Origin of the sequence: Streptomonospora halophila, assembly GCF_039542725.1 — a bacterium.
Taxonomy (GTDB): Bacteria; Actinomycetota; Actinomycetes; order Streptosporangiales; family Streptosporangiaceae; genus Streptomonospora; species Streptomonospora halophila.
Window position 1 is genome coordinate 1 of record NZ_BAABIK010000037.1, and the last position, 20,967, is coordinate 20,967.

Sequence of the window (20,967 nt, forward strand, 5' to 3'; positions counted from 1 at the left end):
GGCGCTCGGCGACCGCGCCGCCCTGCTCGCGCCCGCGCGCCGGGGGAGGGCCCGGGCCCGCGCCGGCGGCAACGGGCGCCCGGTGCACGGGCACGCACTGTGATGCCGCCCACGTTTCTTACTCTGCGTAGCCGAATCGTATTGCCGCGCACCTGCGGCGGGTAGTGCTAGTTTCGACTGCACCGCGGTCACCGAAACGGCAGCCGTATCCGACATCGCTCGCACCGCGGTCGCGACCGGCCCCGCACCTCCGAGGGCGGCCGGTGGCCGACCGCCGTCCCGCCGATCGCCGGCTCGCGGCCCGTCCCTCCCGGGGGCCGCACCAGCAGCAGAAGCCGTCAGCCCAGCGCCGAAACGCCGACCGCCTCCGCAGGCTCCCCCGCCGTCGGCGCGCAATCCGAGGAAGGCACCGGACACGCCGTGCGTGAGTATGCGCTCACCTTCGTCATCGCCTTGGCGGTCACCTATCTGCTGACCCCGTTCGTGCGGCGTGCGGCGATCACGTTCGGCGCGGTGCCCCCGGTGCGCGACCGCGACGTGCACTCCGAGCCGATCCCGCGCATGGGCGGCATCGCCATCTACGGCGGCTTCGCGGCGGCGCTGCTGATCTCCTACCGGTTGCCCCACCTGCAGGACGTCTTCGTCTACAACACCTGGCGCGGACTGCTGCTGGCCGGCGGCCTGATTGTCGTCATCGGAATCATCGACGACCGGTGGGGGATGGGTCCCGTGCCCAAGCTCGCCGGCCAGACCGCGGCGGCGGGGATCATGGTGTGGTCGGGCGTGCAGATGCTCTGGCTGCCGGTTCCGGGCACGCAGCTGTCGCTCGGGCCGTGGCTGGGCTCGCTCGTCTCGGTCGTACTGATCGTGGTCACCATCAACGCCGTGAACTTCGCCGACGGGCTCGACGGCCTGGCCGCCGGGATCGTGGCGATCTCGGCGTTCGCGTTCTTCGCCTACTACTACGTCGCGGCGGTCGACCAGGGATTCGAACGGCAGTCCTACCCGGCCATGATTGCGATCATCCTGGCCGGCGTCTGTATCGGCTTCCTGCTGCACAACTTCAACCCGGCCCGGGTGTTCATGGGCGATACCGGCGCCATGCTGCTCGGACTGCTGCTGACTTCGATCACCATCACGGTGACCGGCCAGTTCTACCCCGACGGCCGCACGAGCGTGCACGGCATCGCGCTGTTCCTACCGGTGTTCCTCCCCCTGCTGGTCATCGCGCTGCCCCTGGCCGACCTGGTGCTCGCGGTCGTGCGGCGCACGCTGGCCGGGAAGTCGCCGTTCGCCCCCGACAAGAAGCACCTGCACCACCGGCTGCTGGAGCTGGGCCACTCCCACGCCCGCGCGGTGCTGCTGATGTACCTGTGGGCCGCGATCATCGCGTTCGCGTCGGTGTCGCTGTCGGTCTTCGACACCCCGTTCGTCGTGCTGACCGTCACGCTGCTGGTGGCGGCGTGCGCAGTGGGCCTTATCACCCTGCCGCGGCTGCGCCGCCGGAACCGGTCGCGCGACGCCCGCGCCCGGGCCGCGGCCGCCGGCTCCGCGTCGACGACGTCGGCTTCGGCGGAGTAGGGGGAACGAGATGCTGATCACGCCCCGCCGCCCGGCCGGTCGCTTCCCCGCTCCATCGGACCGCGGTCCCCGCCGGCACGGAACCGCGCCGGCCCCGCACCGGTCCCATCCCGCAGTGAACCCGTCCGGAACCGGAGGTCGAACCCAGCCGAACGCCACATGACCCGCGTTCACCCAACAGCGGCGACAAACTCGACAACCTGCATAGACGGCCGGTGATCTCGACTCCGCGCGAGCGGCGGGGGTGACCGCAGGGGTGACCCGTGCTCGGATGCCCGGATCCTTGTGATAGCTTTCACGAGCAAGCACCCCCACGTCCACTACCGGAGCCGAGCCTATGAAGGGACACGACGCCCGGATCCTCCGCGGCGCCGCGATTCCAACCGCTGTCGCAGGTGCGCTGGCAACGGCCGTCGCGGGCACGGTATCGGGTGCGCAGGGGCTCCTCGGCGCGGTGTCGGGGACGGTCTTGGCGCTGGCCTTCTTCGGGCTGAGCTTCCTGGTGGTCACGTGGGCGGGGGACAAGAACCCGAAATACTTGTATCCAGCCGCCATGGGCACGTATCTCGCCAAGATCGTGCTGCTCGGCGTGCTGCTCGTGGCTTTCGGCGACGCCGCCGTGTTCAACCACCTCTCCTTCGCCATCACGGCCTCGGCGTGCACCGTGGTCTGGATGGGCGCTCACCTGTGGGCGCTGAACACCGCGAAGATCCTGTACGTGGAGCCCGCGGAGGAGGGAACGTGACGCCCGCCGGCCTCGGGGCCCGCGTGCCCGCGTCCGCCGCCGCGCGAAGGCGCGGGGGCGAGTGCTGCCGGGCCGCGGGGCATCGCCCCGCGTCGATCATGGGCTTTCCGCACGGTATGTTCGTCTCGGTTGGCATCGGCTGGGCCGCCATCCAGGCGCTGTCCTTATCCAGCGGCGAGCCGCACGGATCAGTGGGAACGGCATAGGCGCGGCCGTCTTCGAGCTGCCATCCTGACCAACCACTCCGGTGCTCCGCCGCACGCACTGACGGCGCGGCACCCCCAACCACGAACGAGGTTTGAGTTGTGTCACGACGAAAGGATTCGCCGTGAGTGCTGAAGCGCGCCTCCTCGCGTCCGGGGAGGAGAGCTGCCATCTCTTCGGAGACAACGGCTGCGGATTCGACTCAGTCGTGCCCGGCGCGGAGGTCTTCTTTCCGGCGCCGTGGCTGAGCTTCGGGATTCCGGGCACCTCCGGCATCACCAAGTACACGGTGCTGCTGGTGTTGTGCGTGCTCCTGGTACTGGCCTTCAGCTACTTCATGCTGCGCAGGCCCTCGGTCGTGCCGGGGCGCGTCCAGGCGGCGGGCGAGCTGGTCATCGAGTTCATCCGCACCAACGTGGTGCACCAGCAGATCGGCGGCAAGCGCGGCGAGAAGTACATGCCGCTGATGATGACGCTGTTCCTGTTCATCTTCGCGATGAACGTGATGGCCATCATCCCCTTCCTGCAACTTCCAGTGACCAGCCATCTGGCCTATCCGATCGTGCTGGCCGTGTACATCTACGTGCTGTGGAACTACATCGGCCTCCGCGAGCACGGGTTCCGCGGCCACGTCATCGGCAAGCTCGTGCCGCCGACGGTCCCCAAGTGGGTCCTGCCGATCTTCGTCCCCCTCGAATTCGCCTCGACCTTCCTGATCCGGCCGTTCACCCACGCGGTCCGGCTCTTCGCCACCATGCTGGCCGGCCACCTGCTGCTCGCGGTGTTCGCGGCGGCCGGGTGGTACATGCTCAACCTCGACGCGGGCGGCGCCCTCACCATCGTCTCGATCGGCTACTCGCTGCTCGCGCTCGTGGCCTTCCTGGTCTTCACCGCCCTGGAACTGTTCATCATGGCGCTGCAGGCCTATGTGTTCGTGACGCTCGCCTCCAACTACATCGGCGAGTCCATCGAGGGAGCACACTGACCTCTCCGCATCTTGACCCCAGCCCGATAACCAACGTCAGTCCGGCGGCGAGAACGCCCGCCGGCGGGTTCTGAGTAAAGGAAAGCAGTAATGGACATCACGGGTAACCTCAACGTCATCGGCTACGGCCTCGCCGCCATCGGCCCCGGCATCGGCGTGGGGCTCGTCTTCGGTCTGGGTGTCCAGGCCATCGCCCGCCAGCCCGAGGCCCGCGGCCTCCTCCAGGGCCAGATGATCATCGGATTCGCCCTGTCCGAGGCGCTGGCCCTCATCGGCCTGGTGCTCGCCTTCGCCCTGTAATGGCCGGCTGGTCGTCAACGGAAACAGCGAAGGGAAGCCAGCCATGATGTTCTTGGCAGCCGATGAACCGAACGTCCTGCGCGTCCACTGGGACGAGGTCGCTTTCGGGTCCATCGCCTTCATCCTGCTCCTCGTCGTCATCACCAGGATGTGGCCGCGCTTCACCGCGATGCTGGACGAGCGCAAGAACCAGATCGAGGGCGGTATCGAGCGCGCTCAGAAGGCCGAGGCCGAGGCGGAGGAGATCCGCCAGCAGTACCGCGAGAAGCTCGACGAGGCGCACCGCGAGTACGCCCGCGAGCTGGAGAAGGCCAAGGAGCAGCGGGCCTCCATCATCGCTGAGGCGCGTGAGGAGGCCCAGGCCGAGGCGCAGCGGATTCTCGACGCCGCACACGCCCAGATCGAGGCCGACCGCCAGCACACGTTCGCGCAGCTGCGCGGCGAGATCGGGTCGCTTTCGACCGACCTCGCCGAGCGGATCGTCGGCGAGTCGCTCGGCGACAGCGACGCCCAGAACCGGGTCATCGACCGGTTCCTGGAGGAGCTGGAGCGGAGCGAGAACACCTCCCAGGCCGAGGTGCGCTGATGCGGGGCATCAGCCGCGCCTCCCTGCAGGAGGTCACCGAACGGCTCGGCACCGTGCTGGAGTCGGCCGACACCGCGGCGCTGGGCAGCGAGCTCTTCGACGTGGTGGCGCTGCTGGAGCGTGAGCACACGCTGCGGCGGTGGCTGGCCGACCCGGCCAACGCGGCGGAGTCGAAGTCCGGGCTGATCGGCGAGCTGCTGGAGTCCCAGGCGTCGCCGTCGACCGTGATGGTCGTCGGCGACGTCGTCCAGGCCCGCTGGTCACGCCAGCGCGACCTGATCGACGCCGTCGAGCGGGCGGCCGTCTTCGCGACGATCGCCCGGGCCGAGAGCGAGCAGCGGCTCGGCGAGCTGGAGGACGAGCTCTTCCGGTTCAGCCGCGTCGTCGCCGGCGACACCGAACTGCGTGCCGCCCTCACCGACGAGTCCGTCTCCGAGGAGCGCAAGGGCGGCATTGTCGAGGCGCTGCTGGCGGGCAAGGCGGACCCGGCGACGACCGCCCTGGTCACCCAGGTTGTGACGCATCCGCGGGGCCGTACCCTGGAAGACGGTCTGGAGTACTACGGGCAGCTCGTCGCCGAGCGCGCCCAGCGCTACGTGGCGCTGGTGCGCACGGCGGTCGCCCTGAGCGAGGACCGCCAGGAGCGGCTGCGCGCCACCCTGGCCCGGATCTACGGGCGCCCGATCCACCTGAACATCGACGTCGACCCCTCGATCGTGGGCGGCCTGTCCATCCGGGTGGGCGACGAAGTCATCGACGGCACGATCACCGGGCGGCTCGGCGAGGTCCGGCGACGCCTGGCCGGCTGAGGCGACGATCCACCCCCAAGCAGAACGCACCGGCGCCGGGGAACGCGGCGCCATACGAGAGCAAGGACATACGTGAGATGGCGGAGCTGACGATCCGGCCGGATGAGATCCGGAACGCGCTGCAGCGCTTCGTCCAGTCGTACGAGCCCGACGCCGCCGCGCGCGAGGAGATCGGCACCGTCACCTACTCCGGTGACGGCATCGCGCGCGTCGGCGGCCTTCCCTCGGCGATGGCGAACGAGCTGCTGCAATTCGAAGACGGCACGCTGGGCCTGGCCCAGAACCTGGAGATCGGCGAGATCGGCGCGGTCGTCCTCGGCGACTTCGCCCATATCGAGGAGGGCCAGGCGGTGCGCCGCACCGGCCAGGTGCTCTCGGTGCCGGTAGGCGACAACTTCCTCGGCCGGGTCGTCGACCCGCTGGGCACCCCCATCGACGGCCAGGGCGAGATCGAGACGACCGAGCGCCGCGACCTGGAGGTGCAGGCCCCCTCGGTCATGGAGCGCCAGCCGGTGGGCGAGCCGATGCAGACCGGCATCAAGGCCATCGACTCGATGACCCCGGTCGGCCGCGGCCAGCGCCAGCTGATCATCGGTGACCGCCAGACGGGCAAGACCGCCATCGGCATCGACACGATCATCAACCAGAAGAGCAACTGGGACTCCGGCGACCCCACGAAGCAGGTCCGCTGCATCTACGTGGCCATCGGTCAGAAGGGCTCGACCATCGCCGGCGTGCGCGGCGCGCTGGAGGAGGCCGGCGCGATGGAGTACACCACCATCGTCGCCGCCCCGGCGTCCGACCCCGCGGGCTTCAAGTACCTGGCGCCCTACACCGGCTCGGCCATCGGCCAGCACTGGATGTACGACGGCAAGCACGTGCTGATCGTCTTCGACGACCTCACCAAGCAGGCCGAGGCCTACCGAGCGGTGTCGCTGCTGCTGCGGCGCCCGCCGGGCCGCGAGGCCTACCCCGGCGACGTCTTCTACCTGCACTCCCGCCTGCTGGAGCGCTGCGCCAAGCTCTCCGACGAGATGGGCGCGGGGTCGATGACCGGTCTGCCGATCATCGAGACCAAGGCCAACGACGTCTCGGCCTACATCCCGACCAACGTCATCTCCATCACCGACGGCCAGGTCTTTCTGGAGACCGACCTGTTCAACCAGGGCCAGCGCCCGGCCATCAACGTCGGTGTCTCGGTCTCGCGTGTCGGCGGTTCGGCCCAGACCAAGGCGATGAAGAACGTCACGGGTTCGCTGCGCCTGGGCCTGGCCCAGTTCCGCGAACTGCAGGCGTTCGCCGCGTTCGGCTCGGACCTGGACGCGGTCTCCAAGGCGCAGCTGGAGCGCGGCGAGCGGCTGATGGAACTGCTCAAGCAGGGCCAGTACCAGCCCCTGGCGATGGAGAAGGAGGTCGTCTCCATCTGGGCGGGCACCACCGGCCAGATCGACGACGTCCCCGTCGAGGACGTCCGCCGCTTCGAGGAGGACTTCCTGGACTACCTCGCCCGCGAGCACTCCAAGGTCCTCGACAACATCCGCGAGAGCGGCAAGTTCGAGGACGAGACCGAGGCCACCCTCAAGGAGGCCGTCTCCGAGTTCAAGCTGACCTTCCAGACCTCGGCCGGCACGGTGCTGGGCACCGAGGAGGAGGCCGAGGCGCTGGAGGAGAGCCAGGTCGGCCAGGACACCATCAAGGTCGCCAAGAGCAGCGGGAAGTAGCCCATGGGTGCACAGCTTCGCGTCTACCGCCGGAGGATCCGCTCGACGAAGTCGATGGCGAAGATCACCCGCGCGATGGAGCTCATCGCCACGACCCGCATCACCCGGGCACAGCGGGTGATGCAGGCGGCGCAGCCCTACGCGCGGGAGATCACCCGGGCGGTCTCCGCCTTGGCCCAGCAGGTCAAGGACCACCCGCTGCTGATGGAGTCGGAGAACCCGACGCGGGCCGCCGTACTGGTCATCACCAGCGACAAGGGCCTCGCCGGCGCGTTCACCGCGAACTCGATCAAGGAGTCCGAGCGCCTGAGCGCCCTGCTGGACAGCCAGGGCAAGGAGGTCCTGCAGTACGTGGTGGGGCGCAAGGGCATCGCCTACCACCAGTTCCGCCGCCGCGCCATGGAGCAGACGTGGGAGGGCATCACCGAGCGGCCGACCTACCTGGACGCCCGGGAGATCGCCGACGCCCTGATGGACCGCTTCACCAAGGACAGCGGGACCGAGGACGGGGTGGACGAGATCCACATCGTCTCGACCGAGTTCGTCTCCATGCTGACCCAGCACGCGGCCTCGCACCGGGCGCTGCCGCTGGAGGTGGAGGAGGTCGAGCCGAAGGTCCTCGAAGCCGAGCAGGGCGGCCCCATGCCGCTCTACGACTTCGAGCCCTCCGCCAAGGAGGCGCTGGACCAGTTGCTGCCCCAGTACGTGGCGAACCGGATCTATTTCGCGCTCCTGGAGTCGGCCGCCTCGCAGCAGGCCTCGCGCCGCAACGCGATGAAGGCTGCCACCGACAACGCCGAGGAGCTTGTCCAGAACCTGACCCGCCAGGCCAACCAAGCCCGCCAGGCGGAGATCACCAACGAGATCAGCGAGATCGTCGGCGGCGCCGACGCGCTCGCTGGTGCCAGCGCGGGAAGTGAGTAGGAAATTGACTGCGACTGTTGAAGGGACGGCCGCGCCTGGCACGGCCACCGGGCGAATCGCCCGGGTCACCGGCCCGGTCGTCGACGTGGAGTTCCCGGTCGGCGCCCTGCCCTCTCTGAACAACGCCCTCAAGACCGAGGTCACCCTCGGCGGCGAGACCAGGACGCTGACCCTTGAGGTCGCCCAGCACCTGGGCGACAACCTGGTGCGCACCATCAGCCTCAACCCGCAGGACGGCCTGGTCCGGGGCGGCGAGGTCCGCGACACCGGCGAGCCCATCAGCGTGCCGGTCGGCGACGGCGTCAAGGGGCACGTATTCAACGCCCTCGGCGAGTCGATGGACGTACCCAGCTCGGAGCTGCAGGTCACCGAGCGCTGGCCGATTCACCGCAAGGCCCCGCCCTTCGACCAGTTGGAGTCGAAGACGGAGATGATGGTGACCGGCATCAAGGTCATCGACCTGCTCACGCCCTACGTCCGCGGCGGAAAGATCGGCCTGTTCGGCGGCGCCGGTGTGGGCAAGACGGTGCTCATCCAGGAGATGATCACCCGTATCGCCCGCAACTTCGGCGGTGTGTCGGTGTTCGCCGGTGTCGGCGAGCGCACCCGTGAGGGCACCGACCTGTTCCTGGAGATGGACGAGATGGGGGTCCTCCCGGACACCGCGCTCGTCTTCGGCCAGATGGACGAGCCCCCCGGCACCCGTCTGCGGGTGGCGCTGTCCGGCCTGACCATGGCGGAGTACTTCCGCGATGTGCAGAACCAGGACGTGCTGCTGTTCATCGACAACATCTTCCGGTTCACCCAGGCCGGCCAGGAGGTCTCCACCCTGCTGGGCCGGATGCCCTCGGCCGTGGGCTACCAGCCCAACCTGGCCGACGAGATGGGCGTGCTCCAGGAGCGGATCACCTCGACCCGCGGCAACTCGATCACCTCCATGCAGGCGATCTACGTTCCCGCGGACGACTACACCGACCCCGCTCCGGCGACCACGTTCGCCCACCTGGACGCCACCACCGAGCTCTCGCGGCCGATTTCGCAGAAGGGCATCTACCCGGCGGTGGACCCGCTCGCGTCGACCTCGCGCATCCTCGACCCGCAGTACGTGGGCCAGGAGCACTACGACGTCGCCCAGCGGGTCATCGGGATCCTGCAGCGCAACAACGACCTGCAGGACCAGATCGCGATTCTGGGCATCGACGAGCTGTCCGAGGAGGACAAGATCATCGTCGAGCGTGCGCGCCGCCTGGAGCGGTTCCTGTCGCAGAACATGTTCGTCGCGGAGAAGTTCACCGGCAATGCGGGCGTGTTCGTGCCGCTGGAGGAGACCATCGCCTCGTTCAAGGCGGTCTGCGACGGCGAGTACGACCACCTGCCCGAGCAGGCGTTCCTCGACGTCGGCAACATCGAGATGGCCGTCGAGAAGGCCAAGACGCTGCAGGGCTAGACGTTCAACGGGGCGCGGACGGCACCCGCGGTCGGCCGCGCCCCGTGAAACCGCCCACTAGCAGAGGAGTTTGTGGCAGTGTCGAAGAAGCTTTTCGTCGAGATCGTCTCGCCGGAGCGGGAGCTGTGGGCCGGCGAGGGTGACATGGTCATCGCCAAGAGCGTCGAGGGCGAGATCGGTGTGCAGCCGGGCCACACGCCGGTGCTGGCGCTGCTGGCGCCCGGCGCCGTCGTCCGGGTGCTGGGCGCCCGGGAGACCGGCGAGGTCCGCGCCGCGGTCCACGGCGGCTTCATGGTCGTGACCATGGGCGACCGCGTGTCGATCCTGGCCGAGCTCGCGGAGCTGGCCGAGGACGTCGACGTCGAGCGGGCCAAGGCGGCGCTGCGCGGCGCCGAGTCCGAAGGCGAGACCGAGGACGAGGACGCCCAGGGGCGTGCCGCGCGGGCGCGTAGCCGCCTGCAGGCCGCCGGCATCAGCGAATGAGCGGCGCCGGCGGGCGCTGAACGGGGGAGATGCGCCGGTGCAGGAGCTGATATTCGGCCAGCCGTGGTTCAAGGCGGCGGAATGGCTGTTCATCGCGCTCCTCATCGTGACCGTGGCCGCCCTGCTCGCCGTCACCGCGCGGCGCTATGCCCTGGAGCGCGGAGGCGGCGCCGTCGAGTGCTATCTGCGCCCGGGGGCCGGGGCACCGGACCTCCCCTGGCGTATGGGGCTCGCCCGGTACGGCAGCGAGGAACTGCGCTGGTACCGGGTCTTCTCGTTGTGGCCGCGGCCGGCAGCCGAGCTGTCGCGCCGCGGCCTCGTCGTTCTGCACCGCCGCCCGCCCACGCCCGGCGACCTGCGCGAGCTCACTCAGGACCTGGTGGTGATCGAGGTCGGCTGGGCCGCCGCCGACGGCTCCGACCCCGCGGAGGCGGTCTACGAGCTGGCGATGACCGACGGCGCGCTGACGGGGTTCCTCTCCTGGCTGGAGTCCATGCCGCCCGGAACGCACTGGCAGTCGTGAACCTCCGCCGCGAAGGCGCCTTCGCGACCCACCGCCGGGCCACCGTCGCCGAACGCGGCTGCCCGTCTAGGCTGGGCGCATGATCGTTGCATTCTCAGTGAGTCCGATGGGTTCCGGCGACGACTCCGTCGCCCCGGCCGTGGCCCGCGCGGTGCGCGTCGTGCGCGAGAGCGGGCTGCCCAACCGCACCGACGCGATGTTCACCAGCGTCGAAGGGGAGTGGGACGAGGTGATGGACGTCGTCAAGCGCGCCGTCACCGCCGCCGGCGAGGGCGCGCCGCGGGTCAGCCTCACGCTCAAGGCCGACATCCGCGAAGGCGTCAGCGAGGGCCTCACCAGCAAGATTGAGGCCGTCGAGCGCGAGCTCGGCGCCTCCTGAGTCCGCGCCAGGGTCGCGGCCGGAAAGCGGAGGCGGGTCAGAGCCCCGCCACGGTCGCGACGAGCATCAGGCCCGCTATCACCGCTATCAGGACTCCCGTGACCGCGAACCCGATCCGCCAGGGATGGCGTTCGACGAAGGACACCAGGCGCAGGTCGGGGTACATCGTGGCGAGCTCGGCGGCGGTGACCGTGCGGTCGGGGCCGCCGCACGGCACGCCCAGCGACTCCACCAGCCGGTCGACGTCCTCCCGTGCGTAGTAGGTGCCGGCGATCCTGATCAGCAGCTCGCCCTGTTCGTCGAGTACGAACAGGGTGTCGCCGGGCGGCGCCCGGTGGGCGTCGATGTCGGCGCGTACCACCTCTGCGGCGCGTGCGCGCGCCCGGCGCTGCTGGAAGAGCAGTCCGCGTACAACGATCTGGTCCGGGGTCAGGGCGATTTTGGCGCGGAGGAAGTGGCCGATGCTGAGGGCGAGAAGCACGCCGAACACGACGGCTATGGCCAGCCCGGCCCCGGCGCCGGCCCCATATGCCGCGGCCGCGCTCAGGGCTGTCCCGAGCACCGCCACGACGGCCACGATCACCAGCCCCGCACGGGTGTTCGGCCGCAGTGCGAGCTCATCCCGCGCATAGTGCATGTGCACGCCACTCCTGTTCGTTCGCCTTCGGGAGACCTGCCGGGGACCAGCCGTCGGACCATGGGGATATTCAGCGGTCGCCGCCCGGCTTCCACAGCACCTCCGAGCCGTCGTTGCCGAGCACCCGGCACAGCACGAACAGCAGGTCCGAGAGCCGGTTGAGATAGCGCGCCGTCAGCGGGTTCACGCTGTCGCCGTGCTGCTCGCGCGCCGCCCACGCGTTGCGCTCGGCGCGCCGCACCACGACCCGGGCCTGGTGCATCAGCGCCACCGGCGCCGAGCCGCCCGGCAGCAGGAAGCTGCGCAGCGTGGGCAGGTCGGCGTTGTAGCGGTCGCACTCGGCTTCCAGGCGCTCGATGTAGGCCTCCTCCACGCGCAGCGGAGGGAACTCCGGCTCCCGGCCGGGTGGAGCGACGGGGCAGGACAGATCGGCGCCGAGGTCGAACAGCTCGTTCTGGACGCGGACGAGCATCGTGCGGACGCCGTCGGGTACGCCGTCGCCGCCGAGTGCGAGCGCGGCCCCGATGGCGGCGTTGGCCTCCTCGACGTCGGCGTAGGCGACCAGGCGCGTGTCCGTCTTCGCGGTGCGGCTCATGTCGCCCAGGGCGGTGGTGCCGTCGTCGCCCACGCGCGTGTAGATCGTGGAGAGCACGACAGGTGTCTCGGAATCCCGTTTGGTCATGGGGCCACTCTAGGCCGCATGCACCGCGCCGTCTGGCGGGCGGTGCGGGACGGCGGGCGGTGCGGGATGGCGGGAGGCGCGGAGCGAACCGGCCGGGGGCGGCGGAGGCAGGTGCCGGCGACCGTTCTGCTTCGGGGGGCTGCGCTCGGCACCGCCATCCTGATACTTTGCGAATCGAGGGAGACACCCAGAGTAGTTTCCCGTGGCCGGCTGCGCGGGCCGGATCGGGTGCGGCGCGGGGGCCATCCGATGGGACCGGTGCGGGCGCCGCCCGCAGGCCGGGCGACGACCGGGGTTGAGGGGGCCGGGTCGGCGCGAATGAGGGGACCGGCGAGCGGGCGGCGCGAGGCGCAGCGGCCGGGTCCGCGGAGCGGCCATGGAAAACGCCCGTGGGCGAGGAGCCGGCTCCTCGCCCACGGGCGCCTCTATGAGTGCGGCAGGACGGTTACCGCAGCCAGAGGTCTCCGACCCGGTCGGCGCGGAACTCCTGGGCGGACCGGGTCCGCGGAGCCACTCCGTTGACCGGGAGGGTGCTCTCGGCGTAGGTCTCCACGGCGTGGGCCACGCCATCGGAGAGCTGGTCCAACGACGTCCAGTTGATGTTGTCGATGTCGTCCTGGGCGGTGTGGTAATTGGGGTCGAAGTCCTGGCCGGCGGTGCCGCCGTAGTACTCGACCTGCTGCTCGGTCTTGGTGGCGTCGCCGCCGCTGAACAGGCCGCCCGAGGCGATGCCGGCCTCCATGAAGGCGCTGTAGTCGGACCGGCCGCTGAAGGCGGTCGGCTCGGTCACCAGGCCGCGCTGCTCGTAGTAGTCCTCGAACATCTTCTGGATGGCCCCCGACCCCGAAGGCGGCGGCAGCGAGCCCTTCAGTTCGCCGCGGCCGTCGTAGATGAAGCGGCCGAAGTTGGGCGAGCCGAGCATGTCGAAGTTCAGGTAGAGCGCGATGCGCTCGCGCCGGCGCTCGTTGAGGCCTTCGACGTACTTGGTGGAGCCGATCAGCCCCTGCTCCTCGGTGCCCCAGAAGGCGAACCGGACTTTGTTGTTCTGCCCCTCCAGCTTGGCCAGCTGCTGTGCGGTCTCCAGGATCGCCGCCGTGCCGCTGGCGTTGTCGTTGATGCCGGGGCCTTCGGGCACGCTGTCGAGGTGGGCGCCCACCATGACGACGTTGTCGCGCGCTCCGCCCTTGGTCTCGGCGACGATGTTGTAGGAGGTGCGCTCCGACACCGAGGCGTCGACCTTCAGCCGCAGTTCCAGGGAGTCGCCGGCGGCCACGAGCGCGTCGCCGGTCGCGGTGGTGGCGCCCACCACCGGGATGGCCGACTCCTCGCTGACCGTGCCGTTGAGCGGGCCCTCGACGTTGTTGGCGACGACGACGCCCGCTGCCCCGGCCTCCGCGGCGTTGGCGGTCTTGGCCTGGAAGGAGCAGGAGCCGCGCATGATGACCGCGATGGCGCCCTCGGGGAAGCCCGCGAAGTCGTCGGCGGTGCAGCCGCTGTCGGTGCTGTCGTAGTCGACGGGCACGCCCGCTCCGGTGGCGTCGCCGGCACCGGAGTAGTTCATGGTGACGAAGTCCTCGCCGGGGGCGAACTCGCGCTTTTCGGGGGCGAGCTGGGTGAGCACGGCCTCGGAGTGCTCCTCCCACAGCTCGTAGTCGTAGGTGTCGCGCTTGGGGCGGTAGCCCGCGCGCTTGAGCTGGTCGGTCACGTAGTCGGCGGCGACGTCGTAGCCGGGGGTGTTCGTGGCGCGGTTGCCGCCGTTGTACTCCGCGATCGTGCTCAGGTTCTCGATGTGCTCGCGCAGACCGTCGGGGGTGACCAGGGTCGGCAGCACGGCTTCGTCGGCGTGGGCGGTCCCGGGGGCGAGCCCCAGGCCCAGCACCAGTGTGGCCGATGCACCCGCAGAGGCGAGGCGCTTGACGGTCGGCGGAACGTGTCGCCGGGGTCTGGGGGATCGTCCGGTCGGGCTTGTAGGCACTGGCGTCCTCCTGCTGCGGACGCCCGTCTACTCGGGGTGATGAGACGGGCGCGATTCGTGCGAGGTATCGGGCACTCTGTCACCGCCGTATACCGCAGAGCAAGGTGATACGCCCGGCATTGCCACATCCAGCCAGAGATCTTCCGCCGTGTCGGCGATGTGTGGTGTCATGGACGGTTTCCGCCGCGCCCGCCCGGCCGGGCGCGGCACAGGGGACCGCCGCGGCGGTGCGCCGACGGCGGTTCGCGGGGGCCTCGTGTGGCCTAGAACAGGCGCGGGGTGTCGGGCTCGATGCCCCGCAGCGCGTCGTAGTCCAGCGTCACGCAGCCGATTCCGCGGTCGCCCGCGAGCACGCGGGCCTGCGGCTTGATCTCCTGGGCCGCGAATATCCCCTTGACCGGGCTGAGCGAGGGGTCGCGGTTGAGGAGCTCCAGGTAGCGGGTGAGCTGCTCGACGCCGTCGATGTCGCCGCGCCGTTTGAGCTCGACGGCGACAGTGCCGCCTTCGCCGTCGCGGCAGAGGATGTCCACCGGGCCGATGGCGGTGGGGTACTCGCGGCGGATCAGCGTGTAGCCCTCGCCGAGCGTGGTGATGTGCTCGGCCAGCAGCTCCTGCAGGTGGGCCTCGACGCCGTCCTTCTGCAGCCCGGGGTCGGCGCCCAGGGTGTGGGTGCTGTCGTGCTGGATCTCCTCGATACGCAGCACCAGCTTCTCGCCCGACTTGCCGTGGGTGACCGTCCACAGCTCGCTGCCGTCCTCGGCGGCCGACTCCTTGACCGAGCAGGGCGGGTTCATCCAGTTCAGCGGTTTGAACGCGCGGTCGTCGGCGTGCACCGAGACCGAGCCGTCGGCCTTGAACAGCAGCAGCCGGGGGGCCATGGGCAGGTGGGCGGTCAGGCGTCCGACGTAGTCGACGCTGCAGCGGGCGATCACGAGTCTCACGCTGCACGATCCTAGCCCCGGTGAGCGGTCGACGCGGGCCGCTCGGGGGCCGCCCGAGGGCGGCCGCGGCGACGGATTTCCCGGAACCGGTGGCGCCAAACGAGAATGATAACTATTTTCGTATGGCGTCGGAGCTAGCTACATGTGGCTCTCCGGCACCGTGACCATCCACGCACGATGGCACTAACGTCGCAGACCGGTGTGCGAGGTCCCCGGCATGCGCCGGAACCGTGCGAACCCCGCGGATCTCGCGCTCGCCCCGGTCGCCAACAGAGAGGGACCTCCATGTCGCTGACGGTTTCGCCGGAACTCCTGCACAAGGCCGAGCAGGGCCCCGTCGACAACGACGACTTCATCGCCTGCATCCGCGAATCGCTGCCCTACGCCTGGAGCGTGGTCAGCGGGCTCGCCGAGCGAGCCGCGGGCGGCGATGCCGACTTCGAGGCCAACGAGGTGCCCCCGCCCGGCGAGACCGAGCGCGGGCAGCTGCTGCGGCTGCTCGCCAGCGACGCCATGCGCGCCGCCGTGGAGCACCACTTCGGGATGCGGCTGGCCTTCCAGAACTGCCACCGGGTCGCGCTGTTCAAGCCGGGTGCCGACGCCGCCCACGCCGCGTTCACCTCGCCGCGCGCACAGCTCCTCAACCAGTCGCCCGAGCTCGTCGACTGCTGATCCGCGGCTCCCGCTTCCGCCCGCACGCGGCGCCGTCCCCCCGGCGGCCGGCGCCGCGGCGCTCCCCCGGGTGCACCGCGCGGGCTCCGTGCTGCTGTGCCGTCACGGCGACCGCGTAGGGTGGGCGCATGCAGGAATTTGACAAGGTCGGAGTGGTCGGGCTGGGCACCATGGGCGCCGGCATCGCCGAGGTGTTCGCCCGGGCCGGTTTCCAGGTGTGGGGTGTGGAGGTCGACGGCGGCGCCATGGAGCGCGGCCGCGACCACGTCCGCAATTCGCTGTCCAAGGCGGTGGACAAGGGCAAGCTGAGCGCCGAGGAGCGCAGCGGCATCCTCGACCGCATCGCCTTCACCACCGATCGCGAGGACCTGCGCGACGCCGACTTCGTCGTCGAGGCCGTCCCCGAGCGGATGGACCTCAAGCGCGACGTCTTCGCCGACCTCGACCGCATCTGCCCTCCGGGCACCATCCTGGCGACCAACACCTCCTCCCTGTCGGTCACCGAGATCGCCGCGCTGACGGACAGGCCGGACAAGGTCGTGGGCCTGCACTTCTTCAACCCCGCTCCGGTGATGAAACTGACCGAGGTCGTCAGCACCATCAGCTCCGCGCAGGCGACCGTCGACATCGCCACCGAGGTGGCCAAGCGGATCGGCAAGACCCCCATCACGGCCACGGACCGGGCCGGCTTCGTCGCCAACGCCCTGCTCGTGCCGTTCATCAACGACGCCGTCTCCGTCTACGAGCGGCGGATCGCCTCGCGCGAGGAGATCGACGCCGCCGTCACCAAGGACGCCGACCTGCCGATGGGGCCGCTCGCGCTGGCCGACCTCGTGGGGATCGACGTGTGCCTGGCGGTCATGGACGTGCTGTGGGAGGAGTTCCGTACTCCCCGCTACGCGGCCACCCCCCTGCTGCGCCGCATGGTCGCCGCCGGGCGCCTGGGCCGCAAGAGCGGGCGCGGGTTCTACGACCACGGCGGCCGCGCCAACATGCCCGAGGACCTGCCCGCCGGCCAGCTCGCCCAGGCCGTGCGCACGGGCAGCTTCGGTTTCGACCTCGCGGCGATGCTGCTGGTGCCGCACGTCAACGACGCGCTGCGGATGGTCGGCGACGGCTACGCCTCGGCACAGGACGTCGACACCGCCATGCGGTTCGGCTGCGGCTACCCCAAGGGCCCGGTGGAGCTGTTCGAGGAGCGCGGCATCCCGTGGTTCGGCGCCGTCCTCGAAGCCCCCATACCGGCGCGGCTCACCACCGCCGACGCGGCCCCGGTGCTGCTGGCGATGGAGGTCAACGGTCACCGGAGCCTGCACTAGAGCGTTGACGGGATCCCGAACCGGCTGCGGGCGGCGCACTCGGGTGGGACCCGCGGGCGAGGCGCGCAGCGCCGTCGTTCCGGTGCGGGTGCTGCGAGAGGGACCGCTGCCGCTCTCGCACGGCCGGGGAGGGGCTCAGGGCGGGTTCCCTGCCGGCGGTCGGGAACGCGGCGGGAGGGGGCCGGGGCGCCGCGCAGGAGGACAGCGGCCCATCGAGTACGCCCGGGCGGCACCGCCGCCGGCGGCCGCGCGCTCCTGCCGGCCCGCGGGCCCGGGTGGGTCGCGGCGGGCGGCTGCCCCTACCCTGGAAGGGTGAGTCCGCGCCGCAACAGCCCTCGCCGCCGCAACGGGCAGAGCCGTCCGCCCGGCGGCGACGACGAGGTCTTCCAGCGCATCACCGGAGCCGAGCGCCGCGAGACCGGCCCCGACGGCGAGTGGGCCGTGCGCCGCATCAGCGGGTCCGCCGCGACCAAGACCTACCGCTGCCCGGGCTGCTACCAGGAGATCCCGCCGGCCGTGCCGCACGTCGTGGCCTGGCGGCCGTTCGGCGGCGGCGATGACCGCCGCCACTGGCACAGCTCCTGCTGGGAGCACCGGACCAGCCGCGGCGTCCGGTTCCCGCGGCGCTGACTCCCGCCACCCCCGCGGTGCGGCGGGACCGGCGCACCGCCGGCCGCGCCGGCGCCGCCCCGCCACCCCGTCCGTGAACCGAGGGACCATGCAGATCCGCGCCACCACGGTGCTGCCCGCCGAGCGCCGCCCCGTCACCCTGCACACCGCCGACGGCCTGGAGCTCGTCGGCGAGCTCGCCCTGCCCGAGGACCGCGAGCCCGTCGCCACGATCGTGTGCCTGCACCCCCTGCCCACCGCCGAGGGCATGATGGACAGCCACGTGCTGCGCAAGGCCTCCTTTCGGCTGCCGGCGCTGGCGGGCACCGCCGTGCTGCGCTTCAACACGCGCGGCACCGCGTCCCGGCACGGCAGGAGCCAGGGCGAGTTCGGCGAGGGCGAGGCCGAGCGCTACGACGTGGCCGCCGCGATCGAGTACGCCGAGTTCGAGGGCCTGCCCCGCCCCTGGCTGCTGGGCTGGTCCTTCGGCACCGAGCTGGCGCTGAAATGGGGCTGCGACCCGGAGGTCGAGGGCGCGATCCTGCTGTCGCCGCCGCTGCACCGGGCGGGCGAGGCCGACCTGGACGCCTGGGACCGCTCCGGCAAGCCGCTCGTCGCGCTGGTACCGGAGTTCGACGACTACCTCCGCCCCGAGGAGGCCCGCAAGCGCTTTGCGCGCGTCGGCCGGGCCGAGGTGATCGGAGTCGAGGGCGCCAAGCACCTGTGGGTGGGCGAGCCCTACGTCCGCACCGTGCTCAACACCGTCGTGGAGCGCGTGGCGCCCGAGGCCGCGCCGCTGCCCGTGGAGTGGGACGGCCCCTACGAGCGCGACGCCTTCTCCGGCTGAGCCCGGCCGAGCCCGTGCGGGACGGGCACCGCCGCGCGGGAGCGGCCGCAGGCCGCCGCGCCTGAGCCGCCGCAGCCGAGGCGTGCGCCGGGCGGCCCCGGCACACGAGAAGGCCCCGGCCCCCGGATCGTTCCGGGGTGCCGGGGCCTTCCGCTACTGCGGTGCCGACTGCCGCCGGGCCGCGCCCTAGCGGCCCGACGACCGGGCGGCTACTCCTGCCACCAGTCCTCGTCGTCCTCGGCCTTGGCGCCGGATGCGGCACCCACCGGCTGCTTGGCGGCCTCGCCGCCCGAGCGCTGCTGGGCCTGCTGCTCGCCGCCCTGCTGCGACTCGATGGCCGGCGCCGGCTCGGAGGCGGCCACCTGAGCGGGAGCCGGAGCCGGCGGTGCGGCGGCCGCGGGGTCCCCGCCGCCCGCACCCAGCAGCTGGCGAAGCTGGTCCAGGTGCGACTGGATGCTGTCGCGCTGGCGGCTCTTCTCCTCGACCTCCTGCTGGGCGATGGTCATGATGCGGTCGGCCTCGGCCTTGGCGTCGCTGACCATGTGGTCGGCCTTGGACTTGGCCTCGGCCGAGATCTGCTCGGAGTTCTTCTTGGCGTTGGCCACGAGCTGCTTGGCGTGCTGCTCGGCCTCGCGGCGGGTCTGCTCGGCCTGGTTGCTGGCCTTGGTGGCCCGCTGCTCGGCGCTGGCGGCCCGCTCCTCGGCCTCCGAGACCAGCTTCTGCGTCGCGGCCTGCGCGGCGGCCAGGCGCTCGGCGTCCTGGCGCTCGGCCTCCTCGCGGCGGCCGGCCAGCTGGATCTCGAACTCGGCCTCCTCCTGAGCCCGCTTGGCCTCGCTCTCCTCGAGCGTGCGCTGGGCCTGGGCGCGCATCTCGTCGGCCTGGCGCTTGGCGGTCTGCAGGGTCTCGTCGCGCTCGCGCTTGGCCGAGGCGCGCGCCTGGGCGCACTCGCGCTCGGTGGTGGTGCGCAGCTTGGCGATCTCGCCCTCGAAGGTCGCCCGCTTCTCGGCGATCTCGTGGTCGACGGCCGAGCGCTTCTTCTGCACCTCGCGCTCGGTGGTGGAGGTCAGCTCGTCGGCCTCGCGCTGCGCCGTGGTGCGGATCTCCTCCGACTCGGACTCGGCGGAGGAGCGCATCTCGTCGGCCTCGCGCTGGGCCGTCGTGCGCAGGTCGTTGGCCTCGTTCTCGGCGGCCGAGCGCATCTCGGCGGCCTCGATCTTGGCCTCGGACTTGATGTCGTTGGCCTCGGCGCGGGCGCCCTGGACGAGCTCAGTGGCCTGCTCCTCGGCGAGGCGGAGCAGCTGCTCGATGCGCGCGCCGAGTCCGGAGTAGGTGGGACGCTCCTGCTCCTGCAGCTGGCGCTTGGCCTCGGAGAGGTCGTGCCGACCCTGCTCGGCCTCTTCCTTTGCCTGCTGGAGCTCGGTCTTGAGTTGGTCGACGAAGCTCATCACCTGCTGCCGGTCGTAACCGCGCAGGACCACGTCGAACTCGGTGGCCTGGTTGCCTTCCTCGAAGAAATTGGTCAGCTGGGCTTCAATATCGGACGACGACATGTGGCGGAATCCTGAACGAGTGACGAGACGGCTACTTACGGGTGTTCGTGTCGAGTCGGGGGCGTGCGGCCCGGCGCCTGCGGCCGCTCCTCTCGCCACGATCCAGCGGTTTCGCGAGCTACTCCCGGGGAGGGTACTCCGGGAACCACGCGTCTGTGGGCGAGTTCGCTCCATTGGTACGGAATGCGGAGCGAAGGAGCCTTACCGACGGAAGAGGACGCTCTGCGCAGCTTGCCCGGCTCGGCGAGCCGCGACGGGCAGGGGACGGTGTGTACCGGAAGTCCCGGTAGCTAGCAGACTTTATCAAGCTCAACGCCCCGCAGAGGAGGGTTTGCGGCATACGGATCGGGGGCTCGGGGCAATCGGAGGGCGGGACGTGGGACGATAGCGGATGTGACGGTTCCGTTGCGCTGCGCAGCGGTGCGCGGACCGCGCACCGGCGCCGCCGCGGCGAAGGCACGCCCCGCAGCCGCGGCACCAGCATAACGGGCGTTTTCGTAGGATCGCGGCCCGCGTGCGGGCGGCCCGGCCGATCCGGCGTCCCTCTCCGCCGGGGCCTACTCCGCGGTGCCCGCCTCGCGGTGCGCCCCGCCGCTGCCGCCGGCCGCCTGCACCAGCTCGGTGAGCACCCCGCCGCAGTCCTTGGGGTGCAGGAACGCGATCGACGAGCCCATCGACCCCGGGCGCGGAGCCTCGTCGAGGACGCGCACCCCCTTGGCGCCGATCTCCGCCGCCGCGCCGACCACGTCGCCGGTGCCGAAGGCGATGTGGTGGACGCCCTCACCGTGCCGCGCCAGGAACCTGGCGACCGGGGAGTCCTCGCGCACCGGCTCAAGCAGCTGCAGGTAGGTCGCGTGGCCGTCGTCGGTGCCGTTCACCCGCAGCATCGCCTCACGCACCCCCTGCTCCTCGTTGACCTCCTCGTGCGCGACCTCGAAGCCGTGCACCCGCCGGTACATGTCCGCGGTCGCATCCAGGTCGAAACAGGCGATGCCGACGTGGTCGATCCGGGTCAGCACTGGCTCCACCTCCGAGAATCCGCCGAACG

General features: G+C 71.0%; 22 protein-coding genes. 16 read left to right on the top strand and 6 right to left on the bottom strand.

From position 1 onward, the window contains the following. Nucleotides 1–420 precede the first annotated feature (420 nt). From ABEA15_RS22790 to ABEA15_RS22845, 12 genes are all read left to right on the top strand, one after another. Nucleotides 421–1,581 carry an MraY family glycosyltransferase gene (locus ABEA15_RS22790; protein WP_345558925.1) on the top strand — a complete coding sequence of 387 codons (1,161 nt, stop codon included), beginning with the start codon at nucleotides 421–423 and terminating at the stop codon, nucleotides 1,579–1,581. Nucleotides 1,582–1,918: 337 nt separating this feature from the next. Next, complete coding sequence (locus tag ABEA15_RS22795) at nucleotides 1,919–2,326, top strand: Cg1360 family ATP-synthase-associated protein (protein ID WP_344148202.1); 408 nt, start codon at nucleotides 1,919–1,921, stop codon at nucleotides 2,324–2,326. A gap of 328 nt (nucleotides 2,327–2,654) precedes the next feature. Further along, complete coding sequence (gene atpB, locus ABEA15_RS22800; protein WP_345558927.1) at nucleotides 2,655–3,515, top strand: F0F1 ATP synthase subunit A; 861 nt, start codon at nucleotides 2,655–2,657, stop codon at nucleotides 3,513–3,515. A 90-nt stretch (nucleotides 3,516–3,605) separates the two neighbouring features. After that, the gene (atpE, locus tag ABEA15_RS22805) at nucleotides 3,606–3,815 is read left to right on the top strand and encodes an ATP synthase F0 subunit C (protein WP_344148196.1); all 210 of its coding nucleotides are present in this window, start codon (nucleotides 3,606–3,608) and stop codon (nucleotides 3,813–3,815) included. A 43-nt stretch (nucleotides 3,816–3,858) separates the two neighbouring features. After that, nucleotides 3,859–4,401, top strand: a complete 543-nt coding sequence (atpF, locus tag ABEA15_RS22810) for a F0F1 ATP synthase subunit B (protein ID WP_344148193.1) — start codon at nucleotides 3,859–3,861, stop codon at nucleotides 4,399–4,401. Further along, a complete protein-coding gene (locus tag ABEA15_RS22815; protein ID WP_345558929.1) occupies nucleotides 4,401–5,210 on the top strand; it encodes a F0F1 ATP synthase subunit delta in 810 nt (269 codons plus the stop codon). Before atpF ends, ABEA15_RS22815 begins: the two co-directional genes overlap by 1 nt. Nucleotides 5,211–5,287: 77 nt before the next feature. Then, on the top strand, nucleotides 5,288–6,931 hold the full coding sequence (gene atpA, locus ABEA15_RS22820) for a F0F1 ATP synthase subunit alpha (RefSeq protein WP_345558931.1): 1,644 nt from the start codon (nucleotides 5,288–5,290) through the stop codon (nucleotides 6,929–6,931). Between the two features lie 3 nt (nucleotides 6,932–6,934). Then, nucleotides 6,935–7,855 (top strand): F0F1 ATP synthase subunit gamma, encoded by a 921-nt coding sequence (locus tag ABEA15_RS22825; RefSeq protein ID WP_345558933.1) that lies wholly within the window; start codon nucleotides 6,935–6,937, stop codon nucleotides 7,853–7,855. A 4-nt stretch (nucleotides 7,856–7,859) separates the two neighbouring features. Next, nucleotides 7,860–9,302, top strand: a complete 1,443-nt coding sequence (gene atpD / locus ABEA15_RS22830) for a F0F1 ATP synthase subunit beta (RefSeq protein ID WP_345558935.1) — start codon at nucleotides 7,860–7,862, stop codon at nucleotides 9,300–9,302. Nucleotides 9,303–9,380: 78 nt separating this feature from the next. Next, nucleotides 9,381–9,785 (top strand): F0F1 ATP synthase subunit epsilon, encoded by a 405-nt coding sequence (locus ABEA15_RS22835; protein WP_345558937.1) that lies wholly within the window; start codon nucleotides 9,381–9,383, stop codon nucleotides 9,783–9,785. Between the two features lie 37 nt (nucleotides 9,786–9,822). Next, nucleotides 9,823–10,308: a DUF2550 domain-containing protein gene (locus ABEA15_RS22840; RefSeq protein WP_345558939.1), complete on the top strand. Its 486-nt coding sequence runs from the start codon at nucleotides 9,823–9,825 to the stop codon at nucleotides 10,306–10,308. A gap of 79 nt (nucleotides 10,309–10,387) precedes the next feature. Next, on the top strand, nucleotides 10,388–10,687 hold the full coding sequence (locus tag ABEA15_RS22845) for an MTH1187 family thiamine-binding protein (RefSeq protein ID WP_345558941.1): 300 nt from the start codon (nucleotides 10,388–10,390) through the stop codon (nucleotides 10,685–10,687). Between the two features lie 37 nt (nucleotides 10,688–10,724). Here ABEA15_RS22845 and ABEA15_RS22850 read toward each other — a convergent pair whose 3' ends face one another. The 4 genes from ABEA15_RS22850 to nucS form a co-directional block, all read right to left on the bottom strand. Beyond that, the gene (locus ABEA15_RS22850; RefSeq protein WP_345558943.1) at nucleotides 10,725–11,324 is read right to left on the bottom strand and encodes a hypothetical protein; all 600 of its coding nucleotides are present in this window, start codon (nucleotides 11,322–11,324) and stop codon (nucleotides 10,725–10,727) included. A 70-nt stretch (nucleotides 11,325–11,394) separates the two neighbouring features. Continuing rightward, nucleotides 11,395–12,006, bottom strand: coding sequence for a cob(I)yrinic acid a,c-diamide adenosyltransferase (locus ABEA15_RS22855; RefSeq protein ID WP_345558945.1), 612 nt, complete (start codon nucleotides 12,004–12,006; stop codon nucleotides 11,395–11,397). A gap of 445 nt (nucleotides 12,007–12,451) precedes the next feature. Continuing rightward, a complete protein-coding gene (locus ABEA15_RS22860) occupies nucleotides 12,452–13,885 on the bottom strand; it encodes a M20/M25/M40 family metallo-hydrolase (RefSeq protein WP_345558947.1) in 1,434 nt (477 codons plus the stop codon). 359 nt (nucleotides 13,886–14,244) lie between these two features. Further along, the gene (gene nucS, locus ABEA15_RS22865) at nucleotides 14,245–14,922 is read right to left on the bottom strand and encodes an endonuclease NucS (RefSeq protein ID WP_344148158.1); all 678 of its coding nucleotides are present in this window, start codon (nucleotides 14,920–14,922) and stop codon (nucleotides 14,245–14,247) included. 285 nt (nucleotides 14,923–15,207) lie between these two features. On the opposite strand from nucS, the gene ABEA15_RS22870 reads away from it, so the two are divergent. The 4 genes from ABEA15_RS22870 to ABEA15_RS22885 all read left to right on the top strand — a co-directional run bounded on the left by ABEA15_RS22870 (nucleotide 15,208) and on the right by ABEA15_RS22885 (nucleotide 18,369). Further along, the gene (locus tag ABEA15_RS22870; RefSeq protein ID WP_344148155.1) at nucleotides 15,208–15,594 is read left to right on the top strand and encodes an SCO5389 family protein; all 387 of its coding nucleotides are present in this window, start codon (nucleotides 15,208–15,210) and stop codon (nucleotides 15,592–15,594) included. A 128-nt stretch (nucleotides 15,595–15,722) separates the two neighbouring features. After that, the gene (locus ABEA15_RS22875; protein ID WP_344148152.1) at nucleotides 15,723–16,913 is read left to right on the top strand and encodes a 3-hydroxyacyl-CoA dehydrogenase; all 1,191 of its coding nucleotides are present in this window, start codon (nucleotides 15,723–15,725) and stop codon (nucleotides 16,911–16,913) included. Nucleotides 16,914–17,225: 312 nt separating this feature from the next. After that, on the top strand, nucleotides 17,226–17,543 hold the full coding sequence (locus tag ABEA15_RS22880; protein ID WP_344148149.1) for an ATP/GTP-binding protein: 318 nt from the start codon (nucleotides 17,226–17,228) through the stop codon (nucleotides 17,541–17,543). Nucleotides 17,544–17,631: 88 nt separating this feature from the next. Further along, nucleotides 17,632–18,369: an alpha/beta hydrolase gene (locus ABEA15_RS22885; protein WP_344148146.1), complete on the top strand. Its 738-nt coding sequence runs from the start codon at nucleotides 17,632–17,634 to the stop codon at nucleotides 18,367–18,369. Nucleotides 18,370–18,578: 209 nt separating this feature from the next. On the opposite strand, the gene ABEA15_RS22890 is transcribed toward ABEA15_RS22885, so the two are convergent. Next, the gene (locus ABEA15_RS22890; protein WP_344148143.1) at nucleotides 18,579–19,919 is read right to left on the bottom strand and encodes a DivIVA domain-containing protein; all 1,341 of its coding nucleotides are present in this window, start codon (nucleotides 19,917–19,919) and stop codon (nucleotides 18,579–18,581) included. Between the two features lie 557 nt (nucleotides 19,920–20,476). After that, entirely contained in the window at nucleotides 20,477–20,938 is a 462-nt protein-coding gene (gene mce, locus ABEA15_RS22895; RefSeq protein WP_345558951.1) for a methylmalonyl-CoA epimerase, read from the bottom strand. Between the last annotated feature and the right edge of the window lie 29 nt (nucleotides 20,939–20,967).